This window comes from Paraburkholderia phosphatilytica (genome assembly GCF_003443895.1).
Taxonomy (GTDB): domain Bacteria; phylum Pseudomonadota; class Gammaproteobacteria; order Burkholderiales; family Burkholderiaceae; genus Paraburkholderia; species Paraburkholderia phosphatilytica.
In genome coordinates this window covers 310,125-325,528 of record NZ_QQOA01000001.1, presented here as the reverse complement: position 1 = coordinate 325,528, position 15,404 = coordinate 310,125, and the positions used below count along the sequence as shown (strand labels likewise).

At 62.0% G+C, this 15,404-nt stretch carries 14 protein-coding genes; 7 read left to right on the top strand and 7 right to left on the bottom strand.

Annotation, left to right across the window (positions count from 1 at the left end; genetic code table 11):
• Positions 1 to 18: 18 nt before the first annotated feature.
• On the bottom strand, positions 19 to 1,374 hold the full coding sequence (locus DVS29_RS01305; protein ID WP_118178610.1) for an APC family permease: 1,356 nt from the start codon (positions 1,372 to 1,374) through the stop codon (positions 19 to 21).
• Between the two features lie 319 nt (positions 1,375 to 1,693).
• On the opposite strand from DVS29_RS01305, the gene DVS29_RS01300 reads away from it, so the two are divergent.
• Complete coding sequence (locus DVS29_RS01300) at positions 1,694 to 2,536, top strand: IclR family transcriptional regulator (protein WP_118178609.1); 843 nt, start codon at positions 1,694 to 1,696, stop codon at positions 2,534 to 2,536.
• A 51-nt stretch (positions 2,537 to 2,587) separates the two neighbouring features.
• Here DVS29_RS01300 and DVS29_RS01295 read toward each other — a convergent pair whose 3' ends face one another.
• Positions 2,588 to 2,926, bottom strand: coding sequence for an antibiotic biosynthesis monooxygenase family protein (locus DVS29_RS01295; RefSeq protein ID WP_118178608.1), 339 nt, complete (start codon positions 2,924 to 2,926; stop codon positions 2,588 to 2,590).
• Between the two features lie 262 nt (positions 2,927 to 3,188).
• Here DVS29_RS01295 and DVS29_RS01290 point away from each other — a divergent pair, with 262 nt between their 5' ends.
• The 3 genes from DVS29_RS01290 to flhC all read left to right on the top strand — a co-directional run bounded on the left by DVS29_RS01290 (position 3,189) and on the right by flhC (position 5,232).
• Positions 3,189 to 4,034: a GNAT family N-acetyltransferase gene (locus tag DVS29_RS01290; protein ID WP_118178607.1), complete on the top strand. Its 846-nt coding sequence runs from the start codon at positions 3,189 to 3,191 to the stop codon at positions 4,032 to 4,034.
• 253 nt (positions 4,035 to 4,287) lie between these two features.
• Positions 4,288 to 4,605, top strand: coding sequence for a flagellar transcriptional regulator FlhD (gene flhD / locus DVS29_RS01285; protein ID WP_118178606.1), 318 nt, complete (start codon positions 4,288 to 4,290; stop codon positions 4,603 to 4,605).
• Between the two features lie 12 nt (positions 4,606 to 4,617).
• The gene (gene flhC, locus DVS29_RS01280) at positions 4,618 to 5,232 is read left to right on the top strand and encodes a flagellar transcriptional regulator FlhC (RefSeq protein ID WP_118178605.1); all 615 of its coding nucleotides are present in this window, start codon (positions 4,618 to 4,620) and stop codon (positions 5,230 to 5,232) included.
• Positions 5,233 to 5,346: 114 nt separating this feature from the next.
• Here the strand turns inward: flhC and DVS29_RS01275 are convergent, their stop codons facing one another.
• The gene (locus DVS29_RS01275) at positions 5,347 to 5,934 is read right to left on the bottom strand and encodes a PadR family transcriptional regulator (RefSeq protein WP_118178604.1); all 588 of its coding nucleotides are present in this window, start codon (positions 5,932 to 5,934) and stop codon (positions 5,347 to 5,349) included.
• A 164-nt stretch (positions 5,935 to 6,098) separates the two neighbouring features.
• Here DVS29_RS01275 and DVS29_RS01270 point away from each other — a divergent pair, with 164 nt between their 5' ends.
• Entirely contained in the window at positions 6,099 to 7,283 is a 1,185-nt protein-coding gene (locus DVS29_RS01270; protein WP_240655412.1) for an FAD-dependent oxidoreductase, read from the top strand.
• On the opposite strand, the gene DVS29_RS01265 is transcribed toward DVS29_RS01270, so the two are convergent.
• Positions 7,238 to 8,542, bottom strand: coding sequence for an MFS transporter (locus DVS29_RS01265; RefSeq protein WP_118178602.1), 1,305 nt, complete (start codon positions 8,540 to 8,542; stop codon positions 7,238 to 7,240). The genes DVS29_RS01270 and DVS29_RS01265 overlap by 46 nt on opposite strands.
• Positions 8,543 to 8,653: 111 nt before the next feature.
• Here DVS29_RS01265 and DVS29_RS01260 point away from each other — a divergent pair, with 111 nt between their 5' ends.
• Entirely contained in the window at positions 8,654 to 9,604 is a 951-nt protein-coding gene (locus DVS29_RS01260) for a LysR family transcriptional regulator (protein WP_118178601.1), read from the top strand.
• A 6-nt stretch (positions 9,605 to 9,610) separates the two neighbouring features.
• Here the strand turns inward: DVS29_RS01260 and DVS29_RS01255 are convergent, their stop codons facing one another.
• Both DVS29_RS01255 and DVS29_RS01250 read right to left on the bottom strand, forming a co-directional pair.
• The gene (locus tag DVS29_RS01255) at positions 9,611 to 10,933 is read right to left on the bottom strand and encodes an MFS transporter (RefSeq protein WP_118178600.1); all 1,323 of its coding nucleotides are present in this window, start codon (positions 10,931 to 10,933) and stop codon (positions 9,611 to 9,613) included.
• A gap of 180 nt (positions 10,934 to 11,113) precedes the next feature.
• Positions 11,114 to 13,033, bottom strand: coding sequence for an AAA family ATPase (locus tag DVS29_RS01250; protein ID WP_118178599.1), 1,920 nt, complete (start codon positions 13,031 to 13,033; stop codon positions 11,114 to 11,116).
• A 273-nt stretch (positions 13,034 to 13,306) separates the two neighbouring features.
• On the opposite strand from DVS29_RS01250, the gene DVS29_RS01245 reads away from it, so the two are divergent.
• Positions 13,307 to 13,468: a DUF1328 family protein gene (locus tag DVS29_RS01245; RefSeq protein ID WP_118178598.1), complete on the top strand. Its 162-nt coding sequence runs from the start codon at positions 13,307 to 13,309 to the stop codon at positions 13,466 to 13,468.
• 50 nt (positions 13,469 to 13,518) lie between these two features.
• Here DVS29_RS01245 and treA read toward each other — a convergent pair whose 3' ends face one another.
• Positions 13,519 to 15,237, bottom strand: a complete 1,719-nt coding sequence (gene treA / locus DVS29_RS01240) for an alpha,alpha-trehalase TreA (protein WP_118178597.1) — start codon at positions 15,235 to 15,237, stop codon at positions 13,519 to 13,521.
• Positions 15,238 to 15,404: the final 167 nt, after the last annotated feature.

Genomic DNA, 15,404 nt, shown 5'->3' with positions numbered 1-15,404 from the left:
CCGCAAGTTGTTCCCTGTTCATGGAGCATCGGGCTGAAGCTGCTGCTGCGCATTCTCCCGGCGACGGCCGGCAATGATTACGTAAGTGATCGCCGACAGGAAGAGCACGCCCTCCATGATGAGAAGATGGTTTGGCAGACCTGCGAGGAGGTAGTAAGCCTGCCCCGCCATGCATATCAATGCCGCGGCGATGCACGGGTACAGCAGAGCCGGCTTGAGGCGAAATGGGGCGTTGGCATACTCCTTTGGATACTTTCTCGGCAAAAGCGCGCATGCTACGGCGGGAATCATATTGACGGTCAGCAACGCTCCAAAACCGATACGAGCGATGTCGACGACCGTGATGCCGGTCCAGATCACCAGCACGCCAAGGAGGTAGAAAAAGAGCAAACAGAAGTGCGGCGTACCAAAACGTGCGTTCACTGCGCCAAAGCCCTTTGGAAGCCAACCATCTTCACAGGCAACGACGAACCCCTTCGTGATCCACTGGAAGGCTCCATTGAGCGTCGCACCGATCGACACAATCGCGCCGGCGATGATGAAATAGACGTAGAACCCATGTGGCATGAAGTTTTTCGCGACGTACATCAGAGGCTTGTTTGCAACTTGAGCGACCGGGAGAACACCCGCGGCAACGAACGCAACCAGCACGTAGACAGCCGTCACGACGAGCGTACCGAGCACGAGTCCGATCGGAAGATCCCGCGCTGGCCTTTTCATCTCGCCACCGAGTTCAGCAATGGCCACGGCCCCAAAGCTTGAGTACGCGACAAGGCCTACGGCCTGCATCAAACCATTCACACCGTTGGGTAGCAATTCACTCGTGTGTGTGAAGCTGGAGAAATCGACCGCAGAGATACCCCAGATGACGAAAACCGCAAGGCCCGACAGTTTGATTACGACAAGCCAGCGCTGCACAACCGCGGAAGATCTTAGCCCTACGACATTGATGACGAAAAAGAACGTCAAAACCACAAAGGCGGTCAATTGAATGGGTAACGTGGGGAACAACCCCTGTGCGTACTGGGCGAACGACAGCGAGAACAGGCCGATCGTTACCTTCGACATCAAGACGCCTAGCTCGAACAGAAAGCCACATCTCGGACCGAGCAACAGCGATGAGTATCGGTAACCGGCGCCGGTGGTCGGCATCGCCGAGCACAACTGCGTCATCGGAATCAGGTTGATACAGTTCGTGATGCCGGATATGAAAAAGGCAAGAACGACCCCTTTCCCAGTGAGTCCGATGCCTGGCCCCATGAGAATCAGGATCCCTGTGCCAATAGTCAGGCCGACCGCCAGCGCCAGGACGTCCTGCAATCCCAGGACCTTCTTTAGTTTCGCTTCCTCAGTATTTGCCAAGGTCATCTCCATCACGCGGCGCCCGCCAGTTGATTCCACCAGCCGGTCGCCCGGGTTTTTATGTTCTCCACCTGCCCTGTACGCGATGTACGCGGAATCAAAGCAAGCTCCGATTCACTTCCGTCGTAAGAAAGTATCGACGCTGAATACAAGCGTATGCCGCCAAATCTTCGGTCGTGCATGGCTGTTTTGAACAATGGAACAGCGAGTTACCTCGATTTTGGCTGTGCTAGTGCCTGAGCCTGAGCCTGAGCACAGATTGCTTCCACAAGCTGCCTGTTTTTGAGTAGATTGGCATGGCCCGATAGCCGAACCCGCACTGGATGCCGACGTGACCTCTCCATCCGATTCCCTCCCGCCAGGCCGCGACCTGACGAGCCCGGACAGCTCGCATGACGAAGCGGGCGACCGGCAATTTTCGACCAATCTGGCGCGCGGCCTGGACGTACTGCGGGCTTTCAGTGCGTCCGAGCCTGTGCTCACCAACCGCGCCATCTCCGATCGAACTGGTCTTCCGAAAGCGACGGTATCGCGCCTCACCTATACGCTTTCGCTCTACGGCTATCTGATTCAGGAGGAGTCCGGTGCATTCAGGCTGGGTACCGCGCTGCTCGGACTGAGCCACCCGGTCCTCACGAGCATGCCGATCCGCCAGGTCGCACGCCCCTTTCTTCAGGCGCTCGCTGCCGAAACCGGCTTTACGGTCAATCTGGCCGTGTGCGAACGCGTCAGCGCTTTTCACATCGACACGGTACGAGTCGATCTGGTGAATCCGTATCTGCCCGATGTCGGCACGGTCAGCCCGCTTCTGCACAGCACGATCGGGCGGGCGCTGATCCTGGGCCACGCGGGTACAGACCGCGAGCGTCTGCTGAACCGCATCAAGGTGCGCGTGCCACAAAGCTTCGACGCTGGCATGCAGTTACTCGCAGACGATGCAAAGCTGTTCCAGACGAACGGCTATTGTCGGGCGCGCGGCCCATGGCTCGCCGACATCGACGCGATCGCGGTGCCGCTGCCACTGCCACGCCGGCTGCAACCGGCCGCGATCAACTGCACGGTATCGATCAACGCGCCGCATCGGGCACGGCTCGAGCTTTCGGCCAACTCGCTGAAGGCGACCGCCCAGGCGCTTGCCGACGCCTACTCGCACGCCGCAGGCCAGACCCGATAAGCAGGCCAGACCCGATAATCGGCCGCCGCGAACGAATCGCGCTACCAGCGTTCAGCTCATCGTCTGCACGAGGATTGCGCCGCTACTCACTTGCACTTCGAAGTATTCAACCTCGGGATCGAACGAATCGAGCAGCTTCTGGGTGCTTTCCTTCACGACGGCCCGATGGATGTCTTCGCCATGCGCGAACTGGCGCACCGCATCCATGTCACGCCAGTAGCTCATGAAAAGAATCTCGAACTTGTCACCCAACTGCCTGGCCAACATGCTGGCACCTATGTGACCATCGAGTGTGCGCATCTCACGAAACGTATTGCGCTCGAGATGCGCTCCGTAAGTGTCGACGACGTTCTGATTTGCGGCGATAGCCCGCCAGGTACGGATGATCATGACTTTCCTGTGGAAGAGGCAGCCCAGGTAAAAACAAGCTGCGTGATGGGCCCTCGGCCCGACCTCGGTGGCCACCCGTTGCTCGCTGGATAGCTTCCAGTAAAGATATGCAGCCGATTTGCGGCTGTACTGGAGTGTTTTGAACAGTGGAACAGGACGTTGTCCAGGCGTCGTTGGTGCAGGCACTCAAGTTCGGCAATCAAGCCGCGGCATGTGCGGTAACACGAGGCGGCAATCACCAGAGCCGCGACTGGAGCGAACCATGGATCAAGGCGAAGACTTTATCGTGCGTACGATGTCGGCCGGCGAGGTGGCCATGTCGGTCGAATGGGCGGCTACAGAAGGGTGGAACCCTGGCCGGCATGACGCGTCCTGTTTCATGGAAGCGGGTCCCGCTGGTTTCTTCGTCGGTGTTTGGCGCGGCGAGCCGGTCGCGTGCCTCGCCGCCGTCGCCTATGACGAGCGCTTTGGCTTCATTGGTCTCTACATCGTGAAGCCCGGGTTTCGCGGCAAAGGCTTCGGTATGCGAATCTGGCAGCACGGCATGCGTTATCTAGGCGACCGCAACGTCGGTCTCGACGGTGTCGTTGCCCAGCAAACGAACTACAGGAAGTCCGGATTCCGCCTTGCGCACCGTAACGTCCGCTATCAGGGGCGCGTGCATGGTATCGGGTGCGCGCAGGTAGCGGCAGCGGCTGACGTGCCGTTCGAACAGTTGCTTGCCTACGATCGCGGGTGTTTTCCCGCGGCGCGCGAGCGTTTTGTCTCCGTCTGGATTGCGCAGCCGGATGCCGTTGCGCTCGCTACCGTCGACGCTGGCCGTGTCGCCGGATACGGTGTCGTGCGCCGCTGCAAGGCCGGGTGCAAGATCGGCCCGCTCTTCGCAGATGATGCAGACGTTGCCACCGGGCTGTTTCGCGCGCTGGCGGCGAGCATGCCCGGTGAGGTCATCGTGCTCGACGTGCCGGAAACGAATCCTGCGGCTGTCGCGCTGGCGGAACGACATGGCATGACGAGCGTATTCGAAACCGCACGGATGTATACGAAAGACGCGCCCGCGATCGCGATCGATCGCGTGTTCGGGGTGACGTCGTTCGAACTGGGGTGATGGGACGGACGGGGCTGAGCCCGCCGCGGGCGATAACAACTACTCACTGCAAGCCCGGATCGATTGATTAAATTCATTCTTGTGAACATTGACCACCCAGATTCATCCGACTAATCTGGATGTGAGGAACTTCAATTAAGCGCTTGATTCATCTCTATTTAATCGAGCCGTATCACTGAGAAATTTTTGCCACCATGGAGCAAGACTTGCATTTAGCGTAGTCGGCGATGTTGAGCGACCGAGGCTAAAAATCATGAATACTCTCGATATCCAGGAAAGCATTCGCGAAGTCAATCTGTCCTATCTCATGTTGGCGCAAAACCTGCTGCGTCAGGATCGCGCGGTCGGCATGTTCCGGCTCGGGTTATCCGCTGAGGTCGCAGACGTTCTGGTCAATTTCTCGATGGCCCAGGTCGTGAAGCTCGCATCGTCGGATCACTTGCTGTGCGCGTTCCGTTTCAACGATCAGATGCTGCTGTCCGCGCTCATGCAGCCCTCGAAACACGTCGGGATTGCGTCCACTCATGCGGCCATTCTTATGGCAGGCCACCCAGTCGAACTCGTGGTCTAGGTTCTGTCCGCCATGAATACCCATCTCCGAAAGACCGTTGCGGAAGACGCGCAAGAAGTGTTTCGCGCAATAGCGCTCATCGAACTCGGCGCACGCATGCAAGTGCTCGAAAGCGAGTTGTCGCTCTCGCGCGAGCGTCTGATTCGCCTTTACCGTGAAGTGCGAGGTGCGTCGCCGCCTAAAGGCATGCTGCCTTTCTCTACCGATTGGTACATGCCGTGGCTGCCGAATATTCACTCGTCACTGTTCTTCAACACGTATCTTTTTCTGAAGAAGGAAGCGAGTTGCTCGCACCTCGACGCGCTCACCAAAGGATATCGGCTGTATCTGGAGCACTGCACACGGAGCAATGCGGAACCGCTGCTCGACCTGACGCGCGCATGGACGCTCGTGCGCTTCTTCGAAGCCGAGATGCTGCAATTGACCCCTTGCTCACGATGCACGGGCAAGTTCGTTGCTCACAAGCATGACTTGCAGAAGGGCGTGGTGTGCGGAGCTTGCCAGCCGCCATCGCGCGCGGGCAAGACCCGGAAGGCGGCGGTATGCGCGGCGGTGGAGGCCTTTGTCGAAGTTGCGGGCGAAGAAGCTGTCGAGGCGGCGAACGAAATTTCCATTGCGGCTGCCTGACTCAACCGTGCCCATCAGACTTCGCTGCGGAGTACGCACGTCCATGTCGAAAGCCGGGCGGCCGGAATTGGCCGGACCGCGACAGCCGATCTAATCCAGACTTATACGCACCAGTCAGTCCGCGTCTCCCGTTTCAAACTGCGCCGCCAGCTGCCGCAGCCACTTCTCGTTCCAGTTCATCTCGCCCGATTCGAGTTCCGCGATCAATCCGCCTAGCCATTTGATCTCGGCTTTCAGCAGCACCTGCTTGTATTCGTCGTCCAGCATCATCAGCCGCGGCAGGCCCTTGCCCTGCCATTCCCTGAACGTCGCCGACGATGCCGCCAACTGCTGTTTCAGCGTTTCGCTGCGTCGCTGCAGTTGCGCCAGCGCGATGTCGGGCGTCAGCGCCATGATCGTGGCGAGCGCAGCTGGAAACTCGTTGAACTCGCGACGCGGCTCGCCAAGCATCGCCTCCAGCCACGCATAAAAAGTCTTCCTGCCGAGCGGCGTGATCTCGTACACCACGCGTTCCGGGCGCCCCTCGTCCTGCGCGGTTTCGCGCACGCGGATGAGCTCGGCCGTCTTCAGCTGCGAGAGCGTCTGGTAGACGCTATTGCGTTGCGCCACGTTGACCACGTTGTCTTTGCCGCGCTGTTTGATGAGCTCGTGCATCCGGTATGCGTGCGATGGTGCTTCGAGCACGAAGGCAAGTATCACCATGGCGAGGGGAGAGCGTTGTCGTGTGCGGGACTTCAATTGCGGTTCCTGGGGTCGGGTAGGTGGCCGGGACTGGCAAACTTGCTTCCATAATCATACTTTGACTATACTATAGTTATATTATGACTATTGGAGGAGAAAAAATGGACGGCACGAAACACGCGCTGGTGATCGGCGGCGGTATTGCGGGGCCAGCCGTTGCGCTGGCGCTGGCCAGGGCAGGCATCCGCGCGACGATCTACGAGTCTTACGCAGCCTCCGCGGACGGCCTGGGGGCGGGCTTGATGGTCTCGCCCAATGGCCTCGAAGCGCTGAAGATCATCGGCGTGGATAGCGAGCTGCATGCGGTCAGCCAGCCGATTCCACACATGCAGCTAGCCGATGGTCGCGGCAAAGTGCTGAGCCGCTTCGATGGGCTGAGCGGCATGCAACCCAGCCGCGTGGTGTATCGCTCCGACCTGTACCGGGTGCTGCGCGAAGCGGCGGTAGCTGCTGGCATACCGATCCTGCACGACAAGCGGCTGGTGAGCGCGAGCGAGACGGTGGATGGCGTACATGCGCGGTTCGCAGATGGCAGCGACGCCAGCGGCGATATCCTGATCGGCGCGGATGGCATCCGGTCCACGGTACGCGGCTTGATCGATCCCGGCGCGCAGTCGCCGCACTATGCGGGAACCTTGGGTTTCGGCGCGCTGGTGCCGCTCGATACATTGCAGGTTCCCAAAGACACGATGACCTTCGTGTTCGGCAAGCACGCCTTTCTCGGTTACTGGGCGGACCCTGATCGAGGCATCTGCTGGTTCGGCAATCTGCCGTATGCAGAGCCTCCGTCGATGGCAGCGGTGCGCGAGATCCCTTCGGCAGATTGGCTTGCGCGACTACGCGAACTCTACGCCGACGATCATCCGGCGCAAACGCTGCTCGCGCGTACCGATCCGGATCAGCTGTTCGCACCCATCGCCAGCGAATTGATGCCGCCTGTGCCTCACTGGCATAGCGAACGAATGGTGCTGATCGGCGATGCGGTGCATGCGCCGTCGTCCAGTTCCGGGCAAGGCGCTTCGCTTGCAATCGAAAGCGCGATTCAACTTGCGCGTTGCCTGCGCGATATTCCAGCGCCTTCACAAGCGTTCGCTTGCTACGAGCAATTGCGTCGCGAGCGTGTCGAAAAGATCGCCGCCGGCGCGGCGAAAACCAACACCCAGAAAGCGTTGGGACCGTTGGGCAAGGCGTTGATGCACATCGTCATGCCCATCGCGCTGAAGACGGTTTTCAATCCGGCCAGAACGTTCGCTTCGCACCACGCCTACCGGATCGACTGGGCCGCCACCGCGCTGCCGGTGTCGGGCTGACGTCCCATCAGCAGCCCGAGCACCAGCATGCCGATCGCGAAGCCCAGCGCGACCATGCACACGCCGCTCCATCCGGCCGCGGCCCACGCCGCGCCGGACAAGACAGCACCAATTGCCCCGCCGATGAAGAAGATGCCCACGAACAGCGCGTTCAACCGGCCGCGTGCCTCCGGCTTGATCAGGTTGATCGCGCGGCGCCCGAGCGTTTGATCGAAGATCACGCCAGCGTCGAGCGCTGCCGCGCCTGCTACCAGCAGTGCGAGTGCAAGCATCGGATGCGCCGCGGGCGAGAAGCCGCCCCACCCAGCGCCCGCCACGCCGAGCACGAGCACGGCGGCAATCACGAGCAGATGCGCGCAAACCTGGGTGACGCGCCCGGCACCGCGATCGCCAAGATAGCCGGCAAGCGGCGTGACGATCGCGCCCGACGCGCCAGCCAATGCAAACGCGGCGATGCCATGCATGCCGAGCGAAAACGGCGGCTGCGCGAGTCGCAACGCGATGGCGGTCCAGAACGCGCTGAACGCACCGAGCGCGAGCGCCGCGAGCGTGGCGCGCTGTTGCAGCACGCGTTCCGTGCGCAGCAGCGTCCACAGCGAGCCGAGCAACGCGGTATAGCGTGTCTGCGCGAAGGGCTTGCGTGTCGGCAACTGGAGGTACAGCACGACGGCGAACACGGCATCGGCGCAGGCCTCGATGCCATAGAACGCGCGCCAGCCGAACGAACCTGCGACGAGACCCGCGAGCGGACGCGAAAGCAGGATCCCGAGCATCAGCCCGCTCATCACATTGCCGACTGCGCGTCCGCGCCGCTCTTCGGGCGCCATCGAAGCGGCCATCGGTACGAGCATCTGGATCACGCTCGACGTTGCGCCGGCAAGGAACGCCGACACGAGGAACAGCCCGCCCGACCGTCCGGCCGCCGCGAGGCCGAGAAACACGGCGCAACACGCCAGCGTCCGGAAGATCAACCGGCGATTCTCGACGAGATCGGAGAGCGGCACGAGCAGCAGCAGGCCGGCGGCGTAGCCGAGCTGCGGCAGCATCGCGACCAGCCCGGCGAGCTCGGCCGGCAGCTTCAGGTCGTGACTGATCGGACCGGTCAGCGGCTGCGCGGCCGTCAGATTCACGACGATTACGCCGACGGTGGCGGCGAAGAACAAGGTGAGCGGTCCGGTCAGGACCGCGGCGGGTGCGGCGGGGGCGGCAGGTAAGGGCGGCAGGTGCTGCCGCGTGCAGGTGTCGGCGGGTTGGCTCATCGTTCCTGTTCCGGTTGAAGTCCTCAGACGTATGCTAGAGACGCCGACTTTATGCGACAATTGAAATATCTAGATAATGTTTATGCGAGTTTGTTTGGATGGTGTGCCTGGATGAATACACGTGACCTCGAAGCGTTCGTCGCAGTGATCGAAAGCGGATCGATGGTTCGGGCGGCCGAGAAGCTCTTTCTCACGCAGCCCGGCCTGACGCGCCGCGTGCAGAACCTGGAAACGATGCTGGGCGCCGAGTTGCTGGACCGGCAGAGCAAACCGCTCAAGCCGACCGCGGCTGGCAACGAGGTGTATGGCCTCGCGCGCAACGTGTTGCGCGCGGTCGACGACCTGATGGCCGTCGCATCGCCGGACAGCGAACCGATGGGCGAGATGAAGATCGGCGTGCCGCCGTTCCTGTCCGAGATGGCGCTGGAGCAACCGATCGACCGCCTGCGCGGCGCGTTTCCGAAATTGACGCTGCGGGTGACCGCGGGCTGGTCGCCGGGTCTGCTGAAGAACGTCGAGCGGGCCGCGCTCGACGTGGCCGTCGTGTTGATGCCCGCTGGTGTCGCGATGCCCGAAGCGCTGACGTCTACGCTGATCGGCAGCAAACCGACGGTGGTCGTCGCGCCGCGCTCGTTCGGTTTAAGCGCCGAGCCGAAGACGCTCGCCGAACTCTCGCGCTTTCCTTGGGTGCTGAATCAGGACGGTTGCGGGATGCGCTCCGCGCTGAGCCGCGCGATGTCGACGGCGGGCCTGGCTTTCAACGTCGCGGTCGAAGCATTCGGCTCGGATCTGCAACTTTCGCTGGTGGCGCGCGGTTTAGGCGTGGGGCTGGCCGCGCCGGAAACGCTCGAGCACAGTCCGCACCGCGAGTCGCTGCAGATCGTCGACGCAGCGGACTTTCGCAACGTGCTCAGCGTGTGGCTCGTGCATGGCGCGCTGCCAGGACGGCTGGTGCGACCCGTTGGGGTGTTGCGGGAAGCGCTGGTCGAGCGACTCGGAGGTGGTGCGCCCGATTGCGCGGCTGCGGAGTCGGGCGTGGTTGCCGCTGCGAGCCGCTGCTGATCAGCGTCAAACCCGCGCTTCTTCCTTCGCCCGCAATCTGGCCGGCAGCCCAAACATCAAAATCGCCGCGCACACCAGCGACAGCGCGCCGATCGCATACAGCGCCGGTGTCGTGCTGCCGGTCACGTCCTTGATGTGTCCCACCATCACCGGGCTGACGATGCCGCCCAGCTGCCCCAGCGTGTTGATCAGCGCGATGCCGCCCGCAGCGCCGACGCCGGTGACGAGCTTCGGCGGCAACGCCCAGAAGGCCGGAATCGACGCGATGGTGCCGGCACCCATGATCGCGAGCGCAGCGATCAGGAATCCGATATGTTTTTCGAAGATGCCCGCGGCGAAGAAGCCGATCGCGGAGAGCACCATCAGCGCGACGACGAAGCGGCTGCGATGTCCGCTCGCATCGGAAAGACGCCCGACCAGCGCCATCGTCACGGCACCGCAGATATACGGGATCGCGGTGATGAAGCCGATGGTGGTCGGATTAACGATACCCGATGTGCGAATCAGTTGAGGCGCCCAGAAGTTGAGGCCATAGGAACTGATCTGGATCAGGAAGTAGACGAGCGCGAGCGTCAGAAAGCCCGGCGTCTTCAACGCATCGAGCAGCGAGTGGCCGCCGATGTCGCGGTTCTGGTGCGTGATGCGGCTGGCGAGCAACGCCTGCTCGTCCGGCGTGAGCCATGCTGCATCCTGGATGCGGTCTTTCAGCGAGACCAGCACGAGAAGGCCCAGCGCGACGCACGGCAAGCCGCCGAGGAGGAAGAGCCAGTGCCAGCCGCGCATCGACAGCACGCCTTCCATGCCGGACAGCACGAGTCCCGCGATGGGCGCGCCGAGAATGCCGGCAAACGCCGATGCAAGAAACAGCAGCGACGTGATGCGCCCGCGAAAAGCCGTCGGAAACCATAGCGTCAGATAGAACAGCACGCCGGGTGCGAAGCCCGCCTCCATCGCGCCGATCAGAAAGCGCAGCCCGTAAAACTGCCACTCCGTCTGCACCACCGCCATCAACGCGGTGGCGATGCCCCACGAAATCATGATGCGCGCGATCCAGCGGCGCGCGCCCACCTTGTAGAGCATCAGGTTGCTGGGCACTTCGAACAGCACGTAGCCGACCACGAACAGGCCTGCACCGAGGCCATACGCGGTGTTGCTCAGATGCAGATCGCTCTGCAGCGCGAATTTCGCGAAGCTGATGTTGATGCGATCGAAGAACGCGAACAGGTAGCAGATCATGATCAGCGGCATGATTCGCCATGCCGCTTTGCGCACGATATGCGATTCGTCGAGCGAGACCAGCGGCGTGTCGCCGATGGCCGATGAGGTCATCTCGTTCAATGTTGTCTCCGGATGTGTGCCGAGGGCGAGCGCTCTCGGGGGCGCGTGGAGACAGTTTGGTGAGCCGCCGGCTAACGGAGAAGCTCAAAGCGAAGAAGCCAGCTTTCGTGCTTCACGAAAGCTGGCTTCTTTTCAGGTGTGAGGTGACGCAGTTGAGGATGAAGCGGAAGCTCAGGCAGCCACTGCGGTTGCTACGTCCGCTTCCGCATTCGCGACCGCCGTCTCGTGCTCACGAATCAACCGATAGACCGTTTCGCCCGGCACGGTCTCCGATTCGAGCAGTGCTTCCGCAATCGCACGCAGCACCGGTTCGTTCGCGCGCAGCAGCGCAAAGCACGCGTCGTTCAGATCGTGCAGCAGCGTGTTCGCGTGCTCGATCGAATTCTTCAGTTGCAGGCCGGCGTACTGTTGCGGCAGCGCCGCGAGGCTGAACAGATTGCCGTCCGCGTTGAAGCCGTGCTTCGACACCATGTCGAGGCTGATCCGCGACGCTTCCTGCAGATCCTGCGCCGCGCCGCTCGATGCTTCGTTGAACATCAGCAGTTCCGCGTTGCGTCCGCCGAGCAGCACCTGGATCTCGTTGCGCATTTCGGTTTCGCGATACAGGTACTTGTCCTGCATCTTCGTGATGAGCGCGACACCCAGCGCGCCACCGCGCGGCAGGATCGTCACTTCTTCCAGCACGCCCGTGTTCAGCAGCGCGGCGACGAGCCCGTGACCCGCTTCATGGATCGCGATGCGCGTGCGCTCGTCGTCGGAGAGCGCGCGCTCGGCACCGTTGATGTCGCCGATGCGCGCGATCTTGATCGCTTCGAGAAAGTGCGCCGCGGCCACTTCATGCTCGCCGGCTTTGCGCGCGACGAGACCGGCCTGATTGACGATCATCGACAGCGTAGCCGGCGACAGGCCCGTGGTCAGACGCGCGAGCTGATTGAAATCGATATCGCCGGCTTTCGTCTTCAGCGTCGCGGCGTAGAAGCGCAGGATTTCCGCGCGGTCTTCGAGGTCCGGCAGACGCACCTGCACCGTGCGGTCGAAACGCCCAGGACGCCGCATCGCTTCGTCCAGATTGTCCGGGTGATTGGTTGCCGCGACGATCACCACGCCTTCGTTCGACGCAAAGCCATCCATCTCCGCGAGCAGCTGGTTGATGATGCGGTTGCTCTCCGCTTCGACGGGGCCGCCGCCCGTGTCAGTACGCTTGCCGAGGCCGTCGGCTTCGTCGATGAAGATCACCGTGGGTGCGTTCTTGCGCGCCAGTTCGAACAGATGCTTGACCTTCTGGATACCGACACCGTAGTACTTCGCGCTGAAATAGCTGCCGGTGATCGCGATGAAGTTCGCGCCGCATTCGCCCGCAAGCGCCTGCGCAAGCCGCGTCTTGCCGACGCCGGGGCCGCCCGTCATCAGAATGCCGCATGGCGCGCGCACGCCCATGCCGGTGAATTTCGCCGGTTCCGTCAGCCACGCGCAAACGTCGGCGAGTGCCGCTTTCGCTTCGCCCGCGCCGATCACGTCGTCGAAACGCATGGTTGGCGATTTGCCGAGCAGTTGCGCGCCGCCCGTCATTTCGCGCCGCATGAACCAGAGAATGCCGCCGAGCATCAACACGGGCAGCAGCAGGCTGAATGCGTCGCGCAGGTGATCGAACGTATCGTTCCAGCGCGCGAGGCCGGTATGCACGTTCGCGTCAGGCAGCCACACCAGTTGATACGGCGTGCTGCTGTCGGTTTTCAGATCGCCGAGCAGCAACGCGTTCGAAAATGCGCCGTTGTGATCGGCCACGAAATATTTGTCGCCCTTGAGCGTCGACACGAGAATCGCATCGCGGCTGATGCCGATCGCGGCCACGTCGCGATCGTGGAGATCGCGCAGCATTTCCGACGCGTCTTTTTCCTGATGCGTCCACGCGGACGCATCGTGACGCATCTGCGTTGCCACCGCGCCTAGCGCCGTGGATTGGTCATGCGAGAGATGCTGCTCATGCCGCCAATGCAGGAAGCTCACGGTTGCCGCAAGCGCGGCGGCGGTCACACCAAACATCACGTAGCGGCCAATGCGTGACCACAGCGAGTTCCTTGCCGGTTTCATCAATCCATTCCTGAATGGGGCCGCAAACGCGGCACCCGATACCATCGACAATGCGAGCACGACCCTTTTTATTCGCACTGCTCCATTGGCATTATGCCCAGGCTTCGTGACGCTCAAAAACCCGGAATGGCAGGCGAATTGCGGTCAATCCTCTGATTTGGCGGTGAAGGCCGGGCAGCCGCGCTGTCTGGCGAGGAACACCGCTTGCTGATGTCGTGACGCCGTCCGTGCTGCTGGGCCGCACGGCGCACCCAACCCGACGGAGGTCACATCATGCTGTATTACGCGCTGGTCTTCTTCATCATCGCGATCATCGCCGCCGCCCTGGGCTTCGGCGGCATCGCGGCGGGCGCCGCGAGCATCGCCAAGGTGCTGTTCTTCATCTTCCTGGTCGTGTTCCTCGTCACGCTCGTCATGGGCCTCATGCGACGGTGACCGACCTCGCAGGCCGGCATCGCTTCTGCCGCGATGCCGGCCCTCATCGCTCACTGCCCGTTACCCCCATACATATCGAGCAGCATCAGCGTCACGCCATTGGTCCAGCCGAAGCCATCCTGCAACGGATATTCGCCGCCCCCGCCGCCGCCTTCACCCGAGCCTTCCACCACGTATTTCTCGACGAGCTTCTGCTGCGTCTTGTAAACGTTTTCGACGTCCGCCAGAAAGCGCGTGCCGATCGGCTTCGCGAGATCCGCGCGGCCATACTGCTTGAGACCCTGGATTGCGATCCAGTGCAACGGCGCCCAGCCGTTCGGCGCGTCCCATTGCTGCGTGGTGTCGTAGATCGACGTCGCGAGGCCACCTTGCTTGAGCAGCACGTTCTGCACGGTCTGTGCGGTCTTCCATGCACGGTCGGGCCACGCGACACCCGCCATCAGCGGATACAGCATCGCGGGCGTCTGGTTGTCGCGCGCTTTGCCGAGCTGCCAGTCGTAGTCGCCGTAATAGCCCTTTGCGTTCCACAGATAACGGTTGATGCCTTGCGCGCGCCGCGTCGCGTTACCGATGAACTGCGCGACGCAGGCGAAGTCGTGCGTGATCGTGCAGCCGTGCGCGATCGTCGTCTCGAGATGGAACATCAGGCTGTTCAGGTCGACCGGAATGATCGACGTGGTGCGGACCGTGTACAGGTTCTGGTTGTCGCCGAACCAGCGCGAACTGAAATCCCAGCCGCTTTCGGCGGTGGCGCGCAGATCGCGATACACCTGGTTGGCAGGGCGGCCGGTTGCCTGCTGCGCGGTCTGCACGTCTTCGATATACGACTCGTCGCGTGGGGTGTCGAGCGCGTCCCAGTAGCGGTTCAGCACGGTGCCGTCCGGCAGCACCACGACGTTCTGCGTCGCGCTGCCGCGCGGTGTGCTGGTCGAGCCCGTCATCCAGTACGCGTATTCCTTGCGCAGTTCCGGCAGGTACTTCTGATAGATCGTGTTGCCTTCCTTCTGCGCGGCGAGTTCGACCATGTACGAGAAGAACGGCGGTTGCGAACGGCTCAGGTAGTACGTGCGATTGCCGTTCGGGATATGGCCGAAGGTGTCGATCTCATACGCGAAGTTGTCGAGCATGTCGTCGACGAGATCTTCGTGTCCTGACTCCTGCAGACCGAGCATCGTGAAGTAGGTATCCCAGTAGTAGCCTTCGCGAAAACGTCCTCCTGGCACGACGTAGGGTTTCGGCAGCGGCACGAGCGAACTGTTGTCGGGCGCGGTCGGCGTGTTGCGCGTGAGGCCCGCCCATAGCCAGTCGATGTGCTGGCGCAATGTCTGGTTCGGCGGCGGCGTGACGGTCTGGTCGGGCGGTGGCGTGAAGTACGTATTCACGAAGTTCAGCAGCGAAAAGCCGGACTGACCTTTCTGCTGCTCGTACAACTGCACGATGGTCGCGGGATCTTCGTTCGGCGTGTAGTCGACGAAGGTCTTCTGGTCGTCGAAGATCTGCGCGGTTTGCACGGCGACGAAGAGATCGCCGTACAGGATGTCCGGCGCGGGCGGCAACGTGCCGCCCACCTGGGTGTCGGCGAAACCGCTCGCGGATGCGAATACGAGCGTTGCGATGCATGCGGCGCGAACGGCGTGTGAAGCACGCTGCGGCAGCGCAGGGCTTCGGCCGCAAGACAACAACGAAATCGATGCTCGATATGCGGCTTCGATGCATGACGCGTTGGGTGAAGACGCGGCGTTGCGTTGAGACTGTGACTGGATGCTCATGTCGCCTCCATGGTGTATGGGCACTTCACAGGTCTCATCGCACCATGCCATCCGATGCCGTCTCGATGCGGCATGCGTGTCCGGCACGGCACTGCCGGATCACAGGCATCGAGAGCATCGCATGCGTCTGGATAAGTAAGCAAACGGCGGCGCAGCATCTATTCGAT